We start from the raw sequence: 21,169 nt of genomic DNA on the forward strand, positions 1-21,169 counted from the left end.
GTGCACGGCGCTTTTTCCCTCGCCTGATGGGGCGGATAGGCGTATCTGCTGGAGCATGTTCAAACCTGTCCCCACCGAAGCTGCCGCATCCATGCCGCTCTGGCGCCGCCCCACAACTCTGCTGTTTGTGATGGCGCTGACCATGCCGATTGCCTTCAACACCTGGAGCGCGCTGCTCAACAACTTCGTCATTGAGGCTGCGAATTTCGACGGGGCAGACATTGGCCTGCTGCATACGGTGCGGGAGATTCCGGGTTTTCTCGCCATTGGCGTCATCGCGGTGATCCTGTTTGTGCGGGAACAGGTGCTGGGGCTGGTTTCCTTGATGATGCTGGGCGTGGCGACGGCAGTCACCGCCTGGTTTCCCAGCCTTGGCGGGCTGCTCACGATCACGCTGCTCAGCTCCATCGGGTTTCATTACTATGAAACGGTGAACCAGTCGCTGCAGCTGCAATGGCTGCCAAAGACCCGCGCGCCGCAGATCCTGGGCTGGCTGGTGGCGGCGGGATCGGCGGCGACGCTGGTGGTCTACAGCCTGATCGCGCTGCTGTGGGAACCGCTGGGCCTCACCTATAATATCGTCTTTCTGCTGGCCGGAGGCACCACCACGGTTCTGGCGATCTTCTGCCTGCTGGCCTATCCGCAATTCGACGCCCCGCATCCGCAGACCAAACGCCTGATCCTGCGGCGCCGCTACTGGCTCTATTATGCGCTGCAGTTCATGGCCGGCGCGCGGCGGCAGATCTTTGTTGTCTTTGCCGGCTTTATGATGGTGGAGAAATTCGGCTTTGCGGTGCATGAGCTGACCAGCCTCTATCTGATCAACCTGATGATCAATATGATCGCGGCACCACTGTTGGGCCGTGCCGTCGCCCGCTTTGGTGAACGCCGGACGCTGATTTTTGAATACACCGGGCTGGCGCTGGTCTTTGCCGCTTATGGCGGGCTCTACTGGTTCAGCTGGGGCGTGGTGCTGGCCGGGGTGCTTTATGTGGTGGACCATATCTTGTTTGGGCTGGCGCTGGCGCTGAAGACCTATTTCCAGAAAATCGCCGACCCGTCTGATATTGCGCCGACAGCTGCCGTGGCCTTTACCATCAACCATATCGCTGCGGTGGTTTTGCCTGTCACGCTGGGTCTGCTGTGGGTGGTTTCTCCGGCTGCGGTCTTTGCGCTGGCGGCCTGTATGGCGCTGATCTCGCTCACCCTATCGCTGCTGATCCCGCGCCATCCGGAGCCGGGCAATGAGACGATCTTTGTGAAATGGCGCAGCGCCGCCCCGGCGGAGTAATCCGACGCGCGCCAGATCTGACCCTGCATCATCGCGGGCGCTGCCCCCGGTTGGCCCCGGCAGACCTGCGCCGCCAGCTCTTGACCTGCGCCGCCGACGGGCCTAGGCGCTGTGCAACCATTGCCCGGAGACCGCCATGCCCACCTTCACCGCCCTCACCACCCTGACCGGAAAAGCCCCCGCCGAAGCGCTCGGCGAGGCGATGGAGCGTCTGACGCCTGAGCCCACCGGCCTTGGCGTGTTTGAGGTTGAGGATGGCTCCGGCCTTTGGGAGGTTGGCGGCTATTTCACCGAGACCCCGGATGAGGCCGGTCTGGCGCTGCTGGCGACCATGTTCGACGCCCAGCCTTTTGTGATCTCCGAACTGCCGGAAACCGACTGGGTGGCCCATGTGCGCCGCGAACTGGCCCCGGTTGAGGCGGGCCGGTTCTTTGTCTACGGCAGCCACGATGCCGATAAGGTGCCGACTGATCGCATCCCGCTGCTGATTGAGGCGGCGATGGCCTTCGGCACCGGCCACCACGGCACCACATTGGGCTGTCTGAAGGCGCTGGACACGCTGATCGAGGATGGCTTCGTCGGTGACAAAGTGGCTGATATCGGCTGTGGCACAGCTGTGCTGGCGATGGCGGCCGCGCGTGTCTGGGACGGGCAGATTCTGGCCAGCGATATTGATCAGGTCGCTGTGGATGTGGCTGAGGCCAATCTGAAGGCCAACGACATGGAAGGCCGTGTTCACTGTCTTGAGGCCGCGGGCTTTGACGCTCCGGCCCTGGCTGATGCCGCGCCCTTCGATCTGATCTTCGCCAATATCCTGAAGGGCCCTCTGGTTGCATTGGCACCGGATGTGGCGGCGCATCTGCGCAGCGATGGCTATGCGATTCTCTCCGGTCTTCTTAATGAGCAGGCAGATGAGGTGCAGGGCGTTTATGCACAAAATGGCATCAATCTGGTCCAGCGCAGTGAGATTGGTGACTGGACGACGCTGCTTTTGCAGAAAACAGGCTGAATCATTCAAGTTTGTTGAGCATTTTAACGACCCGCCCCAAAATGGTCTCATTACCTACCTAGGCATTAACATGTGGATGGTGGGAGCCATTGCAGGGTTTTGGTTATGGGTGAACAGAGTAACAATTTCTACGCTCGGCTTGACCGACTGGAGCGCAAACACGGGGCCATGGCGCGCGGCTACACCGCTAAGGTGCGCGCGGATGGGTTGATCGTGGTGGCGCCGCGACGGGTACAGTCGCGGATTTCCGGCCGGTCGGTGATCTTGTTTGTCGCGGCGTTTCTGCTGTTCAAGGGGTTCTTGATGGCAGCGCTGGGATTTGGCAGCTACGACCACCGTGTCGATCAGCTGCGGGCAGGAACCGGGCTGGAGAAAGCCGGTGCATTTGTTATGCAGCGGGATCCCGTGTCGCAGTTCCTGGCCGAGAAGATCGGGCCTGTGCTGCGGTAGAGGGGCAGGCTGGCGGGCCAAGTGTCGGGCGCTGGGGGGCATCCGACATAAAACGGTCGCGCAGTCATGTCCGACGCAGCAGGGTGTCGCCGAGGCGCAGATCTGCAAACCAGACCTATAGAAAACGCCGCGCTCCGTCAGGAGGCGGCGTTTTTCATATTCCGAATGATCGACCGCTCGGCAGCACCGGAGCGGGATCAGACCTCAGAAGACCGGCTTGCCCTCGGCAATGCGGTCGATGTCGGCGCGGCACAGACCGATGTCGGCCAGTTCGCGGTCGTTCAGCTGACCCAGAGTCTGGCGGGTGGTGCGGGCGTCGTTCCAGTCGACAAACGCTGCCAGCAGGCTGGCGGTCTTGGCGCTCAAGCGGCCAAACAGGCTGCTGGTGCCATAGGTGGTGCGGGTGGTGTCAAATGCAGCCATGTCCTCGTCCTTTCGGAGGTTGAATGAATCTCTTCGCCATGGGGCGATGGACGGCACTTAGTGAGGAGAAAAGCCGCTGACAATCGCCGAAATTGCATGTGTCCCATGCGCAAAACGCATGGCTTATTGCCTATAAAAACAAGGGAATTCTGCGGATTTTTCATGCGCAGAGCGGGAATGTCGGTTTCAATAATATGGGTGGTCGTTTTCAGAACAGGATTGAGGCATTCCGCCGAAAACCGGCAATCCGCACGCGGTCTCAAGCCGGATATTTGGTGCCTGATCCAAGGGGAAAGCGGTTGGATATGTTCGCGTTTTGTGCTAATCCTGCGACAATAATGACCACTCGGCCATCTGCCGGGGCAGGCAGGGATAGGGCAGACATGCGGATACTGGGCATCGACCCGGGGTTGCGGAACCTCGGTTGGGGTGTGATCGAATCACAGGGCACCCGTCTGAGCCATGTCGCAAACGGCGTCTGCACCTCCGATGGCGATGATCTGGGGGAGCGGCTGCTGTCCCTCCACAATCAGGTGATCGAGGTGATCGCGGCCTACCGCCCCGATCAGGCGGCCATTGAACAGACCTTCGTGAACAAAGACGGCGCCGGCACGCTGAAACTGGGTCAGGCCCGCGGTGTCGCGCTGATGACGCTGGCACAGGCCGGTCTGCCAGTGGGCGAATACGCCCCGAACCGAGTGAAGAAAACCGTCGTCGGCGTCGGCCACGCGGCCAAGGAACAGATCCTGCACATGGTGAAACTGCAGCTGCCCGGATGCCTGCCCAAAAACGCCGATGCGGCAGATGCTCTGGCCATTGCCATCTGTCATGCGTTTTATGGGGGTACGCAGGCCCGCCAGCTGAAGGAGAAGCGCGCGTGATCGGAAAACTGACTGGACGACTGGAATACCGCGGCACTGACCATGTGCTGATCGACGTGCGCGGTGTCGGCTACATCGTCTTTTGCTCTGACCGCACTCTCGCCACGCTTCCCGGCGCGGGAGAGGCGGTGGCGCTTTATACCGATATGGTGGTGCGCGAGGATCTGATGCAGCTCTACGGCTTCCCCTCGCTGGTTGAAAAAGAATGGCACCGCCTGCTGACCTCGGTGCAGGGGGTGGGGGCCAAGGTCTCGCTGGCGATCTTGGGCGCGCTTGGCCCCGATGGCGTCAGCCGCGCCATTGCTCTGGGCGACTGGGCAGCGGTGAAGGCGGCCAAGGGCGTTGGTCCAAAAACGGCGCAGCGCATCGTGTTGGATCTGAAGGACAAGGCGCCGGGTGTGATGGCCATGGGCGGCACCATCGCCGATGCCATGGACGGTCCCGGTCTGGATGTCGTTGAATCCGTCGCGCCGGTGGAGACCGGCAAGACGCCCCGCAAGGCACCGCCAAAGGCCCCCTCCGGTGCCGCTGCCGCCTCTGCGGGGGCGCTCTCCGCGCTTGGCAATCTGGGCTATGGCCCATCGGATGCCGCCGCCGCCGTAGCCGAAGCCGCTGCAACCTATCCCGACGCCAATGAGGCCGAGCTGATCCGCGCCGCCTTGCGTCTTCTGGCGCCGAAAGGGTGATGATGACACGGAAAGAGCAGCGCCTGAGCCTGGGTCGGTGCGAAGCGCCCTCCCGTGGGGAGGGTCGGGCGCTGCCCGGCCTTCAGCCGGACAAAGCATATGCCAGAAAGCGGGACCATGATTGACGCCGACCCCACCCTGCGCCCCACACCGCTGCCGGAAGACAGCGCAGGCGACACCGACCGCGCTTTGCGTCCGCAGGGGCTGGGCGAGTTCATTGGTCAGGCCGAGGCTCGTGCCAATCTGCGCGTCTTTATCGAATCCGCCCGCCGCCGGGGCGAGGCGATGGACCACACGCTGTTTCATGGTCCCCCCGGTTTGGGCAAAACCACGCTGGCGCAGATCGTCGCCCGTGAACTCGGCGTGAACTTCCGCATGACCTCCGGCCCTGTGCTGGCCAAGGCCGGCGATCTGGCGGCGATCCTCACCAATCTTGAGGCGCGTGATGTGTTGTTCATCGACGAAATCCACCGGCTGAACCCGGCGGTGGAGGAGGTGCTCTATCCGGCGATGGAGGATTTTGAGCTGGATCTGGTGATCGGCGAGGGGCCGGCCGCGCGCACTGTGCGGATCGAGTTGCAGCCCTTCACGCTGGTGGGAGCCACCACCCGCATGGGTCTTTTGACAACACCGCTGCGCGACCGTTTCGGCATCCCGACGCGGCTGCAGTTCTACACCATTGATGAGCTGTTTGAGATTGTCAGCCGCAATGCCCGTAAGCTGGGGGCCCCCGCCGATGATGACGGCGCCCGCGAGATCGCGCGGCGCGCCCGCGGCACACCCAGGATCGCCGGACGGCTCCTGCGCCGCGTCGTGGACTTCGCGGTTGTCGAGGGCGATGGCACCATCACCCGGGAGCTGGCCGATGGCGCTCTGACGCGGCTCGGGGTGGATCAGCTGGGTCTGGACGGCGCCGACCGGCGCTATCTGCGGATGGTGGCAGAGAACTATGGCGGTGGACCTGTCGGGATCGAAACCATGTCCGCTGCGCTGAGCGAAAGCCGCGACGCGCTGGAGGAGGTGATCGAACCTTACCTGCTGCAACAGGGGCTGATTCAGCGCACGCCGCGCGGCCGAATGCTGGCGCATAAGGCCTGGACCCACCTTGGATTGACGCCACCGCGGGGGCAGGGCGACCTGTTGCTATAGGGCGCCACCTGATGTGGCCCAGCGTCAGCATGCGCGCGGGTTGGCGTCAAATCCGCCGCAAAGGGTTAAGGTGGCTTTGAAGAATTGGATTCAATTTTAGCGTATGTTTCGCACGCGAAACATTTGGTCACGGCTGCTGACCTACGTGGCAAACCCTGATGGACGCGCCGCGCCCCACGCGTCGCGGCCTCCGGCGGGGATATTTCAGGCCAGCAGATGCAGGGCAGGGGCCGGTCGCAACCCTTGTCGTTGATCTCGCAAGCGGGCATTAAGCCCCCATAAGACCGCAGTCCGAGTGGAGAGCCGTATAATGACCCCAGCCGAGATCGAAGCCCTGTTTACCCGCACCGATGGCGCTTATGCCTTTGCCCGCTGGGGGCGACCGATTGCACCGATTGTCTTTGGGGTGGAGGACAGCACGCTGGCCACCGTCAAGGGCGCGATCGAGGCGGTGGTGACCCTTGCCGGGCATCAGATGGCGGAGACTGATCCCGAGCTGGGATCGAACCTGATGGTGTTTTTCTTCCGCGACTGGGACGAGTTGACAGGCGTGCCGGATCTGGACCGGCTGATCCCGGATCTGGCCCCGCTGGTGGCGCGTCTGAAACAGGCAGATGCCAGCCAGTACCGCGCGTTTCGGTTTGACGATCAGGGCGGCATTCAGGCCTGTTTCGTGTTCCTGCGCATGGCCGGTGCTATGGCAAAACTGCCGGCCGAAACCCTGGCGCTGACGCAGGCGGTGCAGATGATGCTGACCTGGGGTGACAGCGCCTTTGCCGAGACCTCGCCGCTGGCGGTGCTGCCGGACACCGGCGCCACCATTCTGCGGCCCGAGATTGCCGGGGTGATTGCGGCTGCCTATGATCGGATGATGCCGGTTGCTGCCGCCGACCGCTCCCATGCGCTGCGCCTGTTTGCGCGGCTGCAAGCGCCGGTAACGCCGCCCGCAGATGACGCCAACCCGACCCGGCACTGAGCCGTCGCCAGAGAGGCCCAGACAGATGATCCACCGCTTCCCGGTTCGGGTATATTACGAAGACACCGACATGGGCGGGATCGTCTATCACGCCAATTATCTGCGCTTCATAGAACGAGCGCGCAGCGATTGGGTGCGCAACCTTGGCAATGATCAGAATGCCATGCGCGACGCCGGGCTTATCTGGGTGGTGCGCCGGATTGAGGCGGATTACCTAGCACCTGCTAAATTCGACGAGGCGCTGCGGATCGAGACCGAAGTGCAGAAGGTGACACCAGCGCGGCTCACCATGTCGCAGCAGGTGTTCCGTGGTGAGACCGAGCTGTTTCGCGCGATTGTCACCGTGGTTTGCGTCAATGCCGAGAGCGGTGCGCCGATCCGCCTTCCGGCAGAGATTCGCGCATTGCTGTAACAATTGCTGCTCTCACAGCTGTTTCATTGGCTTTTGGCCTTGAACTGCGATAGCCTTTTGCCAAATGAAAGCCGGAAAACGGCTGAAAGACGGCCAAAAACATAGAGCAGGTCCATGGAAGCAGAAACTCTGGCGTTGGCGCAGGAGATTGATTTCTCCATGTGGGGGCTATTTGAACGGGCGACCCTGACGGTCAAACTGGTGATGCTGATGCTGGTTGGCTCGTCGATCTGGTCCTGGGCCATTATCCTGCAGAAACTGATCAATTATCGCCTTGCCCGGCGCGAGGCGGCGGAGTTTGATCGCGCCTTCTGGTCGGGAGAGCCGCTGGATGGTCTGTTCGATCAGATCGGTCCGCAGCCCAAGGGGCAGTCGCAACGGATCTTTGCCGCTGGCATGACCGAATGGCGGCGCAGTCACCGCACCGACGGGGCGTTGATTGCCGGCGCGCAGGCGCGGATCGAACGGTCGATGGATGTCGCCATCGCCAAGGAAAGCGAACACGTCCAGAGCGGTCTGTCGATCCTGGCCACTGTTGGCTCTACCGCGCCTTTTGTTGGGCTGTTCGGCACCGTCTGGGGCATCATGACCGCCTTTATCGAGATTGCGGAGCAGCAGAACACCAACCTCGCCGTTGTGGCGCCGGGCATTGCCGAGGCGCTGATGGCGACCGGTCTGGGGCTGCTGGCGGCGATTCCGGCGGTGATTTTCTACAACAAGCTGAGCGCGGACAGCGACCGGATCATCGGCAGCTATGAGGCCTTTGCTGATGAGTTTGCCACCATCCTCAGCCGTCAGCTGGATTCCTGATCCATGGGGGCCTCGGTTCAACCTTCCGCCGCCAACGGGCGACGCCGGGGACGGCGGCGCAGCCGTGCGCGGCCGATGGCGGAAATCAACGTCACGCCCTTTGTTGATGTGATGCTGGTATTGCTGATCATCTTCATGGTGGCCGCCCCTTTGATGACCGTGGGTGTGCCGGTGGAGTTGCCGAAAACCGCCGCCGGGGCCTTGCCCGGGGATGAGGAAGAGCCGCTGACCGTGACCATGACCGCCGGTGGTGAAATCCAGATCCAGACCACGCCTGTGGCCCCGGATGAGTTGATCGCCAAACTGCGCGCCATCGCGGCGGAGCGGTCCTCCGATCAGGTGTTCCTGCGTGCCGACGGGGCAATCCCTTATGAGGCGGTGATGCAGGTGATGGGCGCGCTGAACGCCGGTGGGTTCTCCAGCGTTGGGCTGGTGACCGATGTGGGTGGTCCGAGCCTTGACGGGCGGGCCGTCGACGATACCGGGCAATAGGCGGGGCACGGGTGTGCAGACCGGAACCAAGATCTCTCTTGCAGGCCACGGATTGCTGGCGGGCTGGGTTGTGTTCGGCGCCTGGTTTCCGTCTGAACCCCTGCCATTGGCGGTGCAGGATGTCGCGATCATCTCGACCGAGGAGTTCGCGCGTCTGAGCCAGCAGCGCGCGGCACCGGTGGTTACGGATACCGCAGGGGATCTGAGCCAGCCAGACCCGGATCCCGCGCCGGAGGTGACCCCGCCAACCCCGCCCGCGCCAGAGCCGCAGATCACCCAGCCCGAACCGGTGACTGTGCCTGATCCAGATCCTGAACTGACGGAGCGACCCGAACCGCAGCCGGTCGAGCCGACGCCGCCGGTGGCCGCGCCATCGCCACCGGATGTGCCGGATAGCACCAGCGTGACGCCCCAGCTGACCGAACGCCCGCAGCTGCGCCCGGTTGATCGGGTTGCGCCAACACCTGTAGCACCACCGGAACCGGACACCCAGATTGCTGATGTGGCACAACCCGAAGTGTCCGATGAGGTCGGGACCGAGCCGGCACAGGAGGCCCAGCAGGCCACCGCCGAGGCGGCGGCCAACGACCGGATCGTGACCGAGGAAGTTGAGGCCGAGACCGAGCAGGTGGCCAGCGCCGCCCCCGCGCAGTCCCTGCGCCCGCGGCGGCGCCCGGATCGGCCCACGCCAGCGGCCCAGCCCGAACCTGAGCCCGCATCTGAGCCTGAAACTGGGCAAGAGCCGGAACCTGCTGACCCCGCAACAGATCCAACCCCGGATCGCTCTGATGCGGTGGAGGATGCTCTCGCGGCCGCCCTCGCCGGTGGCGGCGAAGTAGACGCGCCGGAACCCTCTGGCCCGCCGCTGACCAGTGGCGAGAAGGACGCGCTGCGGGTTGCGGTGCAGCAATGCTGGAACGTTGGCTCGCTCTCGTCGGAGGCGCTGCGCACCACCGTTGTGGTCTCCGTCGCACTGACACAGGATGGCCGTCCTGAGGAGGGCAGCATTCGGATGTTGTCCAGTACCGGGGGATCAGGATCGGCGGCCAATCAGGCCTTCGGCGCGGCGCGACGGGCGATTTTGCGCTGCGGTGCGCGCGGCTTCCAACTTCCGTCTGACAAATATGCGCAATGGCGTAATATCGAAATGACCTTCAATCCCGAAAGGATGCGGATCAAATGAGGACATATCTGGCAACGCTCGTGATGGGCGCGACCCTGCTGGGAGCGGCGGTGATGACGTCTGCTCTGCCTGCGCAGGCACAGGATGGCCCCTTGCGGATCGAAATCACCGACGGGGTGATCGAACCCTTGCCCTATGCGGTGCCCGGCTTTGTGCCCGAAACCCCTGCTGCGGCGGAACTGGCGCGCGATATCTCGCGGGTGATTGCAGCGGACCTGAGCGGCACCGGCCTGTTTCGCGAGGTGCCGGCCTCGGCCCATATCTCCAAAGTCACCGATTTTGACGCCGCCGTGTCCTATGCCGACTGGAAGGCGGTGAATGCGCAGGCGCTGATCACCGGCGCGCTCAGCGTCAATGGCAACCGTCTGACAGTGCGGTTCCGGGGCTATGATGTCTTTGCGGAGAAGGAACTGGGCACCGGGCTGCAATTCTCCGGCACCACCGATGGCTGGCGGCGCATGGCGCATAAGGTGGCGGATGTGATCTACAGCCGCATCACCGGCGAGAGCGGCTATTTCGACAGCCGTGTGGTGTTTGTCTCCGAAAGCGGTCCGAAGAATGACCGGCGCAAGCGGCTGGCGATCATGGATTACGATGGCGCCAATGTGCAGTATCTGACCAACAGCGCCTCCATCGTGCTGGCGCCGCGATTCTCCCCCACCGGTGACCGGGTGCTTTATACCAGCTATGAGAGCGGCTTCCCCCAGATCCACGTGCTGGATGTGGGCAGCGTTCAACGCCGGGTTCTGTCGGCGGACAATGGCATCATGAGTTTTGCGCCGCGCTTTGCCCCGGATGGGCGCACGGTGGTCTATTCGCAGTCACAGGGCGGCAATACTGATATCTTCACCATGAATATCGACACCGGCGCCCGCACCCGCCTGACCAGTGCGCCGTCGATTGAAACGGCCCCGTCGTTTTCGCCGGATGGCAGTCAGATTGTTTTTGAAAGCGACCGTTCCGGCGCGCCGCAGCTTTATGTGATGGCGGCCACCGGCGGTGAGGCCCGGCGGATCAGCTTTGGCGCGGGGCGCTATGGAACGCCGGTGTGGTCGCCGCGCGGCGACATGATTGCCTTTACCAAACAGAACAAGGGGCGGTTCCACATTGGTGTCATGCGCACGGATGGCAGCGAGGAACGTCTGTTGACGGCGTCCTTCCTGGATGAGGGGCCAACCTGGTCGCCCAACGGTCGGGTGATCATGTTCACCCGCGAGACCCAGGGCGCCAGCGGTCGGGCGCTGCTTTACTCGGTGGATGTGTCAGGGCGCAATCTGAAACCGGTGCGCACGCCGGATGGCGCGTCGGACCCGGCATGGTCACCGCTACAGAACTGAGGTGTCGCGCGCCTGCCATGCCGGCCCGGCGCGCGCGCCAGAACCAAAGACCAAAGTGGCAGCGGCATCAGCGCTGTGATAAATCTGGTGCAAGATATGGAAACGGGACGAGGCGGACATCATGAGTGGTTTGACAAAAGCAATGCTGGTGGCAGCGGCATTGGGACTGAGTGCCTGTGCAGGCAATCCCTGGGACGACACGGCTGGGGGCAATGGCTCCGCTGCGGGAGCGGGGGCAGGCGCCGCGGGACAGCTTGACCCCAGGAGCCCGGCCTATTTCCAGCAAACCGTTGGCGACCGGGTGTTGTTTGCCGTGGACCAATCGACGCTGTCGCCCGCCGCACAAAGCGTCCTGCAGGGGCAGGCGCGCTGGCTCACTGCGAACCCGGATTATGTGGTCACCATCGAAGGCCACGCGGATGAGCAGGGCACGCGGGAATATAACCTCGCCCTCGGCGCGCGCCGCGCCAATGCCGCGCGGGAATATCTGCTGTCGCAGGGGGTGGCGGGCAACCGTCTGCAGGTCGTCAGCTTTGGCAAGGAACGCCCGCTGGAGATCTGCTCGAACGAGGCCTGCTACACCAAGAACCGTCGCGCGGTCACCGTGCTGGCGGGTGGCCTGACGGGGTAAACGATCATGCAACTGCGTCCTTTAGCGATTGCCGCCCTTGCGCTGGTGCTGGCCATGCCGCCGTTGATGGCGCGGGCACAGGATGACCAAACGCTTGCTGATATCCGTCAGGAGCTGACGGTTCTGCACGTGGAGATTCAGCGATTGAAGCGAGAAATGTCGACCACCGGCAGCCCGCAGACCAATGTCGCAGGGGACAGCGTGCTGGACCGTGTCAGCGCCATTGAGGCGGAGCTGCAGCGGCTGACCGCGCAGACCGAACAACTGTCTTACCGGGTGGATCGCGTGGTGCAGGATGGCACCAACCGGATCGGTGATCTTGAGTTCCGGCTGGTGGAGCTGGAAGGCGGCGATATCTCGCAGCTGGGGGAGACCACCACGCTTGGCGGTGGGGACTTGCCCGAAGGTGGCGCACCGGCCCTGCCCGCGACGCCGGGCACCGCAGTTGATACCACCTCTGAGCTGGCGGTTGGCGAACAGGCGGATTTCGATGCCGCCAAGGCCGCGCTGGACAGCGGTGCCTATCAGGAGGCGGCAGAGAAATTCGCAGCCTTCACACAGGCATATCCCGGCAGCCCTCTGGCAGCTGCGGTGGAATATAACCGTGGCAAGGCGCTGGACGGCCTGGGCGACACCCGCGAGGCCGCACGGGCCTATCTGGCGTCCTTCTCTGGCAATGCGACGGGCGAGACCGCGCCAAAAGCCCTGTTTGAACTGGGGGCAGCACTGGGGCGGCTGGGGCAGACCAGCCAGGCCTGCGTGACCCTCGCTGAGGTTGGCAGCCGGTTCCCCGGCGCCGCTGAGACCGCGGCAGCGGAGGCCGAGCGCGCCAAACTGGCCTGCAATTGACCCGCCCCGACCGGGATATCCTGGCCATCGTGCAGGAGCAGTTCCGATCTGCCCTGCCCGCAAGGTTGGGGGTCGCGGTTTCGGGAGGGGGTGATTCGATGGCGCTCATGCATTTGCTGCATGAGTGTTTTTCCGATGTTGGTGTTGAGATTTGTGTCGCGACCGTGGACCACGGGTTGCGCCCGACCTCCGGCGCGGAGGCGCAGATGGTAGCGGGCGCCGCTGCCAAACTGGGCATGGCTCATGACATCCTGCAATGGTGTGACCGCCCGACGGCAGGGCAGGCGGGCAATCTGCAGGAACAGGCCCGCACTGCGCGCTATGCGCTGCTGACCTCCTGGGCGCAGTTGAATGACATCTCCACTGTTGCGCTGGGGCATACGGCGGATGATCAGGCCGAAACGCTGCTGATGCGGCTGGGCCGGTCGTCGGGCGTCTCTGGCCTGTCGGCGATGTCGCGCAGCCGGGCCATGGAGGGGGTGACGCTGCTGCGCCCGCTGCTGGAGGTCACACGCGAAGAGCTGCGCGAATATCTGCGCGCCCGTGATTGCCACTGGGTCGAGGATCCGAGCAATGAAGATGCCCGGTTCGAACGGGTCAGGGTGCGTCAGGCAATGGACGCGCTGGCACCGCTGGGGTTGACGGTGGAGCGGCTTGCCGCCGTGGCGCGCAATATGGGCACCGCCCGTGAAGCGCTGGATTGGTATACGTTTTTGGCTGCCCGGGACATGGCGGAGGTGCGCGATGGCGCGATTGTGATCGACCAGCGCCAGTTTCGCACCCTGCCGGACGAAATCGCCCATCGGCTGTTGGTGCGGTCGGTGCAATGGGTCAGCGGGGCGGTGCATCCGCCACGCCGGGAACCTATGGTCAAGGCGCGCGATGCGGTGCGCCACGGGGGGTCCTTCACCCTTGGGGGGTGCCGGATGATCACCCGCAGGCAGCGCACCTGGATTTGCCGCGAATATAAACCGGTCGCCGAAGAGGTGGCGCTGCCGGGCAAAATCTGGGACCAGCGCTGGCGGGTTTTTGGCGGAGAGGTGACGGATCACGAGGTGCGCGCGCTGGGGCCGGAGGGGTTGCTGCATTGCCCTGACTGGCGCCGGGCCGATGTGCCGGGCGCGGTTTTGCAGGCGACGCCGGCGGTGTGGAAACAGGATCAGTTGATTGCCGCCCCATTGGCGGGAAATGGCAACGGATGGTCCGCAGAACTGGTCCAGAACAGCGAAGAGTTCTTCACAGCTCTTTTATCGCATTGAACCTCAGTGAAGTATCCCTATTTTAGAGGCAACGAAGGCGGCCTGCCAGGTGCGCCTCGCATATTGGGAGACTTTCCTTGGGCAACGTACGCAATATCGCCTTTTGGGTTGTTCTGTTTGTGCTCGTCTTGGCGCTGTTCAACTTGTTCAGTGGTTCCGGCAGCACCATGCAGAGCCGAGAGAAGACTTTTTCTGACTTTGTCAGCGCGGTTGAAAACGGCAATGTCAGCACTGTGACGCTGGATGGCGAACAGGTTCGCTACACCACGTCGGACGGCCAGAACTTCATGACCATCAAACCCGGCGATGCCGAGGTGACCACGCTGTTGATCGACAACAACATCCCGGTGCGCGCTGAAAAGCAGCAGCAGTCCGGGTTCCAGTCGTTCCTGCTGACGCTGTTGCCCTTCCTGCTGCTGATTGGTGTCTGGATCTATTTCATGAACCGGATGCAGGGCGGCGGCAAAGGGGGCGCCATGGGCTTTGGCAAATCCAAAGCCAAGATGCTGACCGAGAAGCATGGCCGCGTGACCTTTGACGATGTCGCGGGCATTGATGAGGCTAAGGAAGAGCTGGAAGAGATCGTTGAATTCCTGCGCAACCCGCAGAAATTCTCCCGTCTGGGCGGCAAAATCCCCAAAGGCGCGCTGCTGGTGGGCCCTCCGGGGACTGGTAAGACGCTGCTGGCGCGGGCCATTGCCGGCGAGGCCGGTGTGCCGTTCTTCACCATCTCTGGCTCTGATTTCGTCGAGATGTTTGTCGGCGTCGGTGCCTCCCGTGTGCGCGACATGTTCGAGCAGGCGAAGAAGAACGCGCCCTGTATTGTTTTCATCGATGAAATCGACGCTGTGGGTCGCCATCGTGGTGCCGGCTACGGCGGTGGCAATGATGAGCGCGAGCAGACGCTGAACCAGCTGCTGGTTGAGATGGATGGCTTTGAAGCCAACGAAGGCGTGATCATCCTGGCCGCGACCAACCGTAAGGACGTGCTGGACCCTGCGCTGCTGCGTCCGGGCCGGTTTGACCGCAACGTCACCGTCGGCAACCCCGACATCAAGGGCCGTGAGAAAATCCTTGGCGTGCATGCGCGCAAGACGCCTCTGGGCCCGGATGTGGATCTGCGCATCATCGCGCGCGGCACCCCCGGTTTCTCGGGCGCGGATCTGGCCAATCTGGTGAATGAGGCCGCGCTGATGGCCGCCCGCGTCGGACGCCGTTTTGTCACCATGGAAGATTTCGAATCGGCCAAGGACAAGGTGATGATGGGGGCGGAGCGTCGGTCCATGGTGCTGACGCAGGATCAGAAGGAAAAAACCGCCTACCACGAAGCGGGCCACGCGGTTGTCGGTTTGGAATTGCCGCTGTGTGATCCGGTCTATAAGGCAACGATCATTCCGCGCGGTGGTGCGCTGGGGATGGTGGTGTCGCTGCCCGAAATGGACCGGCTGAACTATCACCGGGATGAATGTCAGCAGAAACTGGCGATGACCATGGCCGGCAAGGCGGCTGAGGTGATCAAATACGGCGAGGATCATGTCTCTAACGGTCCGGCGGGCGACATCCAGCAGGCCAGCCAGCTGGCGCGGGCCATGGTGCTGCGCTGGGGTATGTCGGACAAGGTCGGCAATATCGACTACGCCGAAGCGCATGAGGGTTATTCCGGCAACACCGCTGGCTTCTCGGTCTCTGCCAACACCAAGGAACTGATCGAGGATGAGGTGAAACGCTTTATCCAGCAGGGTTATGATCAGGCGTTGCAGATCCTCAAAGACAAGAATGAGGAATGGGAACGGCTGGCGCAGGGGCTCTTGGAATATGAGACCCTCACCGGTGACGAGATCAAACGCGTGATGAAGGGCGACCCGCCACAGGCGGGCGAAGATGAGGGCGACGATGCCGACACCGGCGGCGCCTCGGTCACCGCGATCCCGAAGGCCAAGCCGAAGAAGTCCGCATCGGATGATGGCCTGGCGCCGGAGCCGTCTTCCTGACGGTAAGGCATTCAGAATACTGCAAAACCAAACCCGGTCCCCAACAGGTGGCCGGGTTTTTTGATGCGCTGGGTGTGATGCACCGACGGCGAGCCATAGGGGCTGTTGCAGGGCTGGTCAGACACCGGGCGCGTGCCTATGGTGACGCTGATTTGTCAGGTTATTTTGCAGTGGAGATGCCCCATGCCAGTGATGCGCGAAACCGAGTTTCAGGGAGAGGTGACCTGGATCGGCTATGTTCCGGCGGCCACCGGGGGGCTGCGATCAGAGCAGCAGGATCAGTTGACGCTGAGCTTTGACGGGATCGCGGGGGAGCGCCACGAGGGCGCCTTGCGGGCGTCCTGTGTGCGGGTGCGCAACCTGCATCCCGAGGGCACGGAAATCCGCAATCTGCGCCAGATCAGCATCCTTTCGGAGGAAGAACTGGCGCTGATCGCTGCGGATATGGGGATGGAGCGGATCGACCCGGTTCACCTTGGGGCGACACTGGTGCTGCGCGGTATTCCCGACCTCAGCCATCTGCCGCCCTCCAGCCGCTTGCAAGGGCCAGACGGGGTGACGCTGACGGTGGATATCGAAAACCGGCCCTGCATTTTCCCGGCCAAGGAGATCGAGAAGGATCACGCAGGCTTTGGTCCGAAGTTCAAACCGGCGGCCACCGGGCGGCGTGGGGTGATGGCCTGGGTGGAGCGGCCCGGCGTGCTGAAAGCGGGCGAACCCCTGCGCCTGTTTGTGCCGGATCAACCAGCCTGGGCGCCCTGAAACTTGACTGAGACTCGCTTGAAGTCCGGCTGAGGCACACCTGAGGCCCGGCTTTGAGTCGGGCCAATCTCCCCCTCGCGGTTGCGTATAGGCGTCGGCCTGACACAATTGGCAATCTTTGGCTGCCCTAGGGTGAGTGAACGCCGTTTCAATGCCTGATCATGTCGGAAATCACGCGCATCGAATGTCGCAGAAGGGCTAAGTCTTGCGGGAAACCGGCACGGCTGTGCCTGTACATTCGCGACCTCACAATTCAGGAACCCGGCCATGAGCTACAAGAGTGACATCGAAATCGCCCGCGAGGCGCAGAAGCGTCCGATCCAGGAAATCGGTGAAAAGATCGGCATCTCCAGCGACGATCTGCTGCCCTATGGCCACGACAAGGCGAAGGTGAGCCAGGACTTCATCAACTCGGTGCAGTCGAAAGAAGACGGCAAGCTGATTCTGGTGACCGCGATCAACCCGACCCCTGCGGGTGAAGGTAAGACCACCACCACCGTGGGTCTGGGTGACGGTCTGAACCGCATCGGCAAAAACGCGATGATCTGTATCCGCGAAGCGAGCCTCGGCCCGAACTTCGGCATGAAGGGTGGCGCCGCAGGTGGTGGTTACGCGCAAGTGGTGCCGATGGAGGAAATGAACCTCCACTTCACCGGTGACTTCCACGCGATCACCTCTGCCCACTCGCTGCTGTCGGCGATGATCGACAACCACATCTACTGGGGCAATGAGTGCGAAATCGACATCCGTCGCGTTGCATGGCGTCGTGTGGTCGACATGAACGACCGCGCCCTGCGTCAGATCACGGCGTCCCTGGGTGGCGTGTCCAACGGTTTCCCGCGTGAAACCGGTTTTGACATCACCGTGGCGTCGGAAGTGATGGCGATCCTCTGCCTCGCCAACGACCTGAAGGATCTGGAAAAGCGTCTGGGCGACATCATCGTGGCCTATCGCCGCGACAAGACCCCGGTTTACTGCCGCGACATCAAGGCCGAAGGCGCAATGACCGTGCTGCTGAAAGACGCGATGCAGCCGAACCTGGTGCAGACCCTAGAAAACAACCCGGCGTTTGTCCACGGTGGCCCGTTTGCGAACATCGCACACGGCTGTAACTCCGTCATCGCAACCAAGACCGCGCTGAAAGTGGCTGACTATGTTGTCACCGAAGCAGGCTTTGGTGCGGACCTCGGTGCCGAGAAGTTCATGAACATCAAATGCCGCAAGGCGGGCATTGCGCCGTCCGCAGTGGTGCTGGTTGCCACCGTGCGCGCGATGAAGATGAACGGCGGCGTGGCCAAGGCGGATCTGGGCGCTGAGAACGTCGATGCAGTCAACTCCGGCTGTGCCAACCTTGGCCGTCACATCGAGAACGTCAAATCCTTTGGCGTGCCGGTTGTGGTTGCGATCAACCATTTTGTCACCGACACCGATGCCGAAGTGGACGCGGTCAAAGCCTATTGCGCCACCCACGGTGTCGAAGCGGTTCTGTCGCGCCACTGGGAGCTGGGCTCCGAGGGCTCCGCACCGCTGGCTGAGAAAGTTGTCGAAATCGTCGATGCCGCTTCTGCGAACTTCTCGCCGATCTACCCCGATGAGATGCCGCTCTTTGAGAAGATCGAAACCATCGCCAAGCGCATCTACCGCGCCGACGAGGTTCTGGCCGACAAGAAGATCCGCAACCAGCTGAAAGAATGGGAAGATGCGGGTTATGGCACCCTGCCGGTCTGCATGGCGAAAACCCAGTATTCCTTCTCCACCGATCCGAACCTGCGCGGCGCGCCCACCGGCCATTCGGTCCCGGTTCGCGAAGTACGCCTGTCGGCGGGGGCTGGTTTCATCGTGGTTGTCTGCGGTGAGATCATGACCATGCCGGGTCTGCCGCGCAAACCCGCGTCGGAATCGATCCGCCTGAATGACGCAGGCCAGATCGAAGGCTTGTTCTAAGGCCTGAAATAGGCAATCTGCGGCCCGGGGAGCCTCCCCGGGCCGCAGGAGTTTGAAGCGATGACTGAACGACACCCGCCGCAGGACTGTGCCGATATGGCCATGCTGCGGCAGCAGATCGACCGGCTGGATCGTGACTTGATCGCGCGTCTGGCAGAGCGGGCCAGCTATATCGACCGCGCGATCGAGCTGAAGACGGAAAACGGCTGGCCAGCGCGTATTCCGGCCCGTGTCGAAGAGGTGGTCATGAATGCCCGGACCACGGCAGAGGCCACGGGGCTCGACCCGGATCTGATCGAAGCACTGTGGCGGCAGCTGGTGGACTGGTCGATTGCCCGTGAGGCACGGGTGATCCGCGAGGAGTAACGCGCAGCCGCATGTGGCGCGCAGCAAGAGGACAGAAGCAATGGCAGCGAATATCATCGACGGGAAGGCCTTTGCCGCCACCGTACGGGAGAAAGTGGCAGGCCACGTGGCCCGGCTGAAGGAAGAGCATGACATCACCCCTGGTCTGGCGGTGGTTCTGGTGGGGGAAGATCCCGCAAGCCAAGTCTATGTGCGCTCCAAGGGCAAACAGACCGTTGAAACGGGCATGAACTCCTTTGAGCATAAGCTGGATGCCGATACGTCTGAGGCAGATCTGCTGGCGGTGGTCGATCAGCTGAACAAGGACCCGGCTGTGCATGGTATTCTGGTGCAGCTGCCGCTGCCCGGCCATCTGAACGAAGATCTGATCATCAACTCCATCGCGCCTGAGAAAGACGTGGACGGGTTCCACATCTCCAATGTGGGCCTGTTGGGCACCGGTCAGAAGTCGATGGTGCCCTGCACGCCGCTGGGCTGCCTGATGATGCTGCGCGACTATCACGGCTCGCTGTCGGGCATGGACGCGGTTGTGATTGGCCGGTCGAACATCGTTGGTAAGCCGATGGCGCAGCTGCTCTTGGGCGACAGCTGCACCGTGACCATCGCGCATTCCCGCACCAAGGATCTGCCGGATGTTGTCCGCCGCGCCGATATCGTGGTTGCTGCCGTTGGCCGCCCGGAAATGGTACCCGGTGACTGGATCAAGGAAGGCGCCACCGTGATCGACGTGGGCATCAACCGGATCGACGCCCCGGAAAAAGGCGAAGGTAAGACCCGTCTGGTGGGCGATGTGGACTACGCCAGCTGCGCCGAGCGCGCAGGCGCGATCACCCCGGTGCCGGGCGGCGTTGGTCCGATGACCATTGCCTGCCTTCTGGCCAACACCGTGACCGCCTGCTGCCGCGCCAATGGGCTGGCAGAGCCGGAAGGGCTGACGGCTTAAATCCCGCGTAAAACCACGACGATAACGTTTGATACTCCCGTCGAGTGCCCCCCTTTCAGCGGCAAAGCCGCCTGCCGGGCATTGGGCGGGAGTGTTTTTTGGAAAGGTGACAGGCGGGAACCGCCCGCGGATCAGCCCGCAGCGACCGGCACCATTGTGCCCTGCAGAAGGGCGATCAGTTTTTCCTCATCGCCGGTTATGGCATGGACCTCGGCGGTGACAATCACCAGACGGCGGCCGGGTTTGATCACCTTGCCCGTGGCGCGCAGCATGTCACCTGCGCCCGGTGCCAGAAGGTTGATCTTCATCTCGGCGGTCATCACTTCGCTGTCTTCGGGCATCAGGGTGAGGGCGGCATAACCTGCGGCGCTGTCCCCAGTGGCAAAGCTGAGGGCGGCATGGGCGACGCCGTGCTGCTGGCGACTGCCCGGCAGGATCGGCGCGGTGAGGGTGACGGTGCCTTCGCCGACCTCTGCGATTTCCGCGCCCAGCGTCTGCATCATGGTCTGTTTGGCAAAACTGTCGCGGATGCGCTGTTTGATCATGGCGGTCCCTTTCACATGTGCAGCCAGCATAGACCACGCGTATTGGGTTGGGGATGTGACGCTACGCGCAGATCTAGGAAAAGGGTCAGCGCGGCATCGGGCACGGCAGGGCGCGTGGCCCGGTGAGGATCGCGAGGGCGCGCGGTGACATCAGATCCCGCAGCGCGCTATGGGTGGTGCAAAGGCCGCCGGTATAGGTGCCGAAGGCGGGCAGGATCAGCCGCTGGTGATCGGCCAGAAACGCCGGTCGGGCGCTGCCGCGCAGGCGGGCCTTCGGGTGGTAGTGGCCGGAGAGTTCGGCGGCGATCCCGGTATCGGGCTGGCTGGTAAATGCCGGGTCGGCGATATGGCGAAACAGCAGCGGATCAAGGGTCAGGCTGTCCAGCGCGGCCCCTGCCAGCCCGGTCGGGGCGGGATCATGATTGCCGGTGATCCAGACCCAGCGGGTGGCGGCAATCAGCTGTTCAAGGTGCGTGCGATCCGTCGGCGACAGCACGGCAGCGGCGGCATCATCGTCAAAACTGTCGCCCAGACAGACGACCATCTCCGGCTGCGTCTGCTCGATCACCGCTGCAAGGCGGTCCAGCGTATCGCGGGTCTCATAGGGGGGCAGGGCGGTGCCACCGCGCCTGAGCTGGCGTTCGGATTTCCCCAGGTGCAGATCGGCGACGCAAAGCAGACCGCGCGCCTGCCACCAGAGCGCGCCGGATCCGAGTGCTGTCAGGCGCTCGCCTGCGAGGGAGAAATCATAGCCGGTCATTAGGCGTCTGATCGCTGGTT

The 21,169-nt window shown here is 63.0% G+C and carries 23 protein-coding genes; 20 read left to right on the top strand and 3 right to left on the bottom strand.

Going from position 1 to position 21,169, the window contains the following annotated elements:
* Positions 1-55 precede the first annotated feature (55 nt).
* The 3 genes from phaeop14_RS02525 (at position 56) to phaeop14_RS02535 (ending at position 2,750) form a co-directional block, all read left to right on the top strand.
* The gene (locus phaeop14_RS02525) at positions 56-1,291 is read left to right on the top strand and encodes an MFS transporter (protein WP_040172717.1); all 1,236 of its coding nucleotides are present in this window, start codon (positions 56-58) and stop codon (positions 1,289-1,291) included.
* A 136-nt stretch (positions 1,292-1,427) separates the two neighbouring features.
* Positions 1,428-2,300, top strand: coding sequence for a 50S ribosomal protein L11 methyltransferase (locus phaeop14_RS02530; RefSeq protein ID WP_096788673.1), 873 nt, complete (start codon positions 1,428-1,430; stop codon positions 2,298-2,300).
* A gap of 105 nt (positions 2,301-2,405) precedes the next feature.
* Complete coding sequence (locus tag phaeop14_RS02535) at positions 2,406-2,750, top strand: hypothetical protein (protein WP_040181879.1); 345 nt, start codon at positions 2,406-2,408, stop codon at positions 2,748-2,750.
* A 204-nt stretch (positions 2,751-2,954) separates the two neighbouring features.
* On the opposite strand, the gene phaeop14_RS02540 is transcribed toward phaeop14_RS02535, so the two are convergent.
* A complete protein-coding gene (locus tag phaeop14_RS02540) occupies positions 2,955-3,173 on the bottom strand; it encodes a DUF1127 domain-containing protein (RefSeq protein ID WP_024098276.1) in 219 nt (72 codons plus the stop codon).
* 383 nt (positions 3,174-3,556) lie between these two features.
* Between phaeop14_RS02540 and ruvC the strand changes: the two genes are divergently transcribed.
* From ruvC to folD, 17 genes are all read left to right on the top strand, one after another.
* The gene (gene ruvC / locus phaeop14_RS02545; protein WP_040172722.1) at positions 3,557-4,054 is read left to right on the top strand and encodes a crossover junction endodeoxyribonuclease RuvC; all 498 of its coding nucleotides are present in this window, start codon (positions 3,557-3,559) and stop codon (positions 4,052-4,054) included.
* Positions 4,051-4,740 (top strand): Holliday junction branch migration protein RuvA, encoded by a 690-nt coding sequence (gene ruvA, locus phaeop14_RS02550; protein ID WP_096788674.1) that lies wholly within the window; start codon positions 4,051-4,053, stop codon positions 4,738-4,740. The genes ruvC and ruvA overlap by 4 nt, the downstream gene beginning before the upstream one ends.
* Positions 4,741-4,857: 117 nt before the next feature.
* Positions 4,858-5,889, top strand: coding sequence for a Holliday junction branch migration DNA helicase RuvB (ruvB, locus tag phaeop14_RS02555; RefSeq protein WP_040181958.1), 1,032 nt, complete (start codon positions 4,858-4,860; stop codon positions 5,887-5,889).
* A gap of 310 nt (positions 5,890-6,199) precedes the next feature.
* Complete coding sequence (locus phaeop14_RS02560) at positions 6,200-6,865, top strand: type 2 periplasmic-binding domain-containing protein (RefSeq protein WP_193438258.1); 666 nt, start codon at positions 6,200-6,202, stop codon at positions 6,863-6,865.
* Between the two features lie 25 nt (positions 6,866-6,890).
* Positions 6,891-7,277 (top strand): tol-pal system-associated acyl-CoA thioesterase, encoded by a 387-nt coding sequence (ybgC, locus tag phaeop14_RS02565; protein ID WP_040171983.1) that lies wholly within the window; start codon positions 6,891-6,893, stop codon positions 7,275-7,277.
* Positions 7,278-7,391: 114 nt separating this feature from the next.
* A complete protein-coding gene (gene tolQ / locus phaeop14_RS02570; RefSeq protein ID WP_040171986.1) occupies positions 7,392-8,087 on the top strand; it encodes a protein TolQ in 696 nt (231 codons plus the stop codon).
* Positions 8,088-8,090: 3 nt separating this feature from the next.
* Positions 8,091-8,579 carry a protein TolR gene (tolR, locus tag phaeop14_RS02575; protein ID WP_040171989.1) on the top strand — a complete coding sequence of 163 codons (489 nt, stop codon included), beginning with the start codon at positions 8,091-8,093 and terminating at the stop codon, positions 8,577-8,579.
* A gap of 13 nt (positions 8,580-8,592) precedes the next feature.
* Positions 8,593-9,762: an energy transducer TonB gene (locus phaeop14_RS02580; protein WP_096788675.1), complete on the top strand. Its 1,170-nt coding sequence runs from the start codon at positions 8,593-8,595 to the stop codon at positions 9,760-9,762.
* Positions 9,759-11,099 (top strand): Tol-Pal system beta propeller repeat protein TolB, encoded by a 1,341-nt coding sequence (gene tolB, locus phaeop14_RS02585; RefSeq protein ID WP_040171993.1) that lies wholly within the window; start codon positions 9,759-9,761, stop codon positions 11,097-11,099. The genes phaeop14_RS02580 and tolB overlap by 4 nt, the downstream gene beginning before the upstream one ends.
* A gap of 121 nt (positions 11,100-11,220) precedes the next feature.
* A complete protein-coding gene (pal, locus tag phaeop14_RS02590) occupies positions 11,221-11,730 on the top strand; it encodes a peptidoglycan-associated lipoprotein Pal (RefSeq protein ID WP_096788676.1) in 510 nt (169 codons plus the stop codon).
* A gap of 6 nt (positions 11,731-11,736) precedes the next feature.
* Positions 11,737-12,579, top strand: a complete 843-nt coding sequence (ybgF, locus tag phaeop14_RS02595) for a tol-pal system protein YbgF (protein ID WP_096788677.1) — start codon at positions 11,737-11,739, stop codon at positions 12,577-12,579.
* A gap of 98 nt (positions 12,580-12,677) precedes the next feature.
* Positions 12,678-13,838: a tRNA lysidine(34) synthetase TilS gene (gene tilS, locus phaeop14_RS02600; protein ID WP_244905800.1), complete on the top strand. Its 1,161-nt coding sequence runs from the start codon at positions 12,678-12,680 to the stop codon at positions 13,836-13,838.
* 77 nt (positions 13,839-13,915) lie between these two features.
* Positions 13,916-15,829, top strand: a complete 1,914-nt coding sequence (ftsH, locus tag phaeop14_RS02605; protein WP_096788679.1) for an ATP-dependent zinc metalloprotease FtsH — start codon at positions 13,916-13,918, stop codon at positions 15,827-15,829.
* 183 nt (positions 15,830-16,012) lie between these two features.
* Positions 16,013-16,591, top strand: coding sequence for an MOSC domain-containing protein (locus tag phaeop14_RS02610; protein WP_096788680.1), 579 nt, complete (start codon positions 16,013-16,015; stop codon positions 16,589-16,591).
* A 267-nt stretch (positions 16,592-16,858) separates the two neighbouring features.
* Complete coding sequence (locus phaeop14_RS02615; RefSeq protein WP_096788681.1) at positions 16,859-18,535, top strand: formate--tetrahydrofolate ligase; 1,677 nt, start codon at positions 16,859-16,861, stop codon at positions 18,533-18,535.
* A gap of 60 nt (positions 18,536-18,595) precedes the next feature.
* Positions 18,596-18,901, top strand: coding sequence for a chorismate mutase (locus phaeop14_RS02620; protein ID WP_040172007.1), 306 nt, complete (start codon positions 18,596-18,598; stop codon positions 18,899-18,901).
* Positions 18,902-18,941: 40 nt separating this feature from the next.
* Entirely contained in the window at positions 18,942-19,844 is a 903-nt protein-coding gene (folD, locus tag phaeop14_RS02625; RefSeq protein ID WP_040172009.1) for a bifunctional methylenetetrahydrofolate dehydrogenase/methenyltetrahydrofolate cyclohydrolase FolD, read from the top strand.
* A 131-nt stretch (positions 19,845-19,975) separates the two neighbouring features.
* On the opposite strand, the gene phaeop14_RS02630 is transcribed toward folD, so the two are convergent.
* On the bottom strand, positions 19,976-20,389 hold the full coding sequence (locus phaeop14_RS02630; protein ID WP_096790206.1) for a PaaI family thioesterase: 414 nt from the start codon (positions 20,387-20,389) through the stop codon (positions 19,976-19,978).
* Between the two features lie 85 nt (positions 20,390-20,474).
* Entirely contained in the window at positions 20,475-21,149 is a 675-nt protein-coding gene (gene pdeM, locus phaeop14_RS02635; protein WP_096788682.1) for a ligase-associated DNA damage response endonuclease PdeM, read from the bottom strand.
* Between the last annotated feature and the right edge of the window lie 20 nt (positions 21,150-21,169).

The sequence above is a fragment of the Phaeobacter piscinae genome, assembly GCF_002407245.1.
Classification (GTDB): domain Bacteria; phylum Pseudomonadota; class Alphaproteobacteria; order Rhodobacterales; family Rhodobacteraceae; genus Phaeobacter; species Phaeobacter piscinae.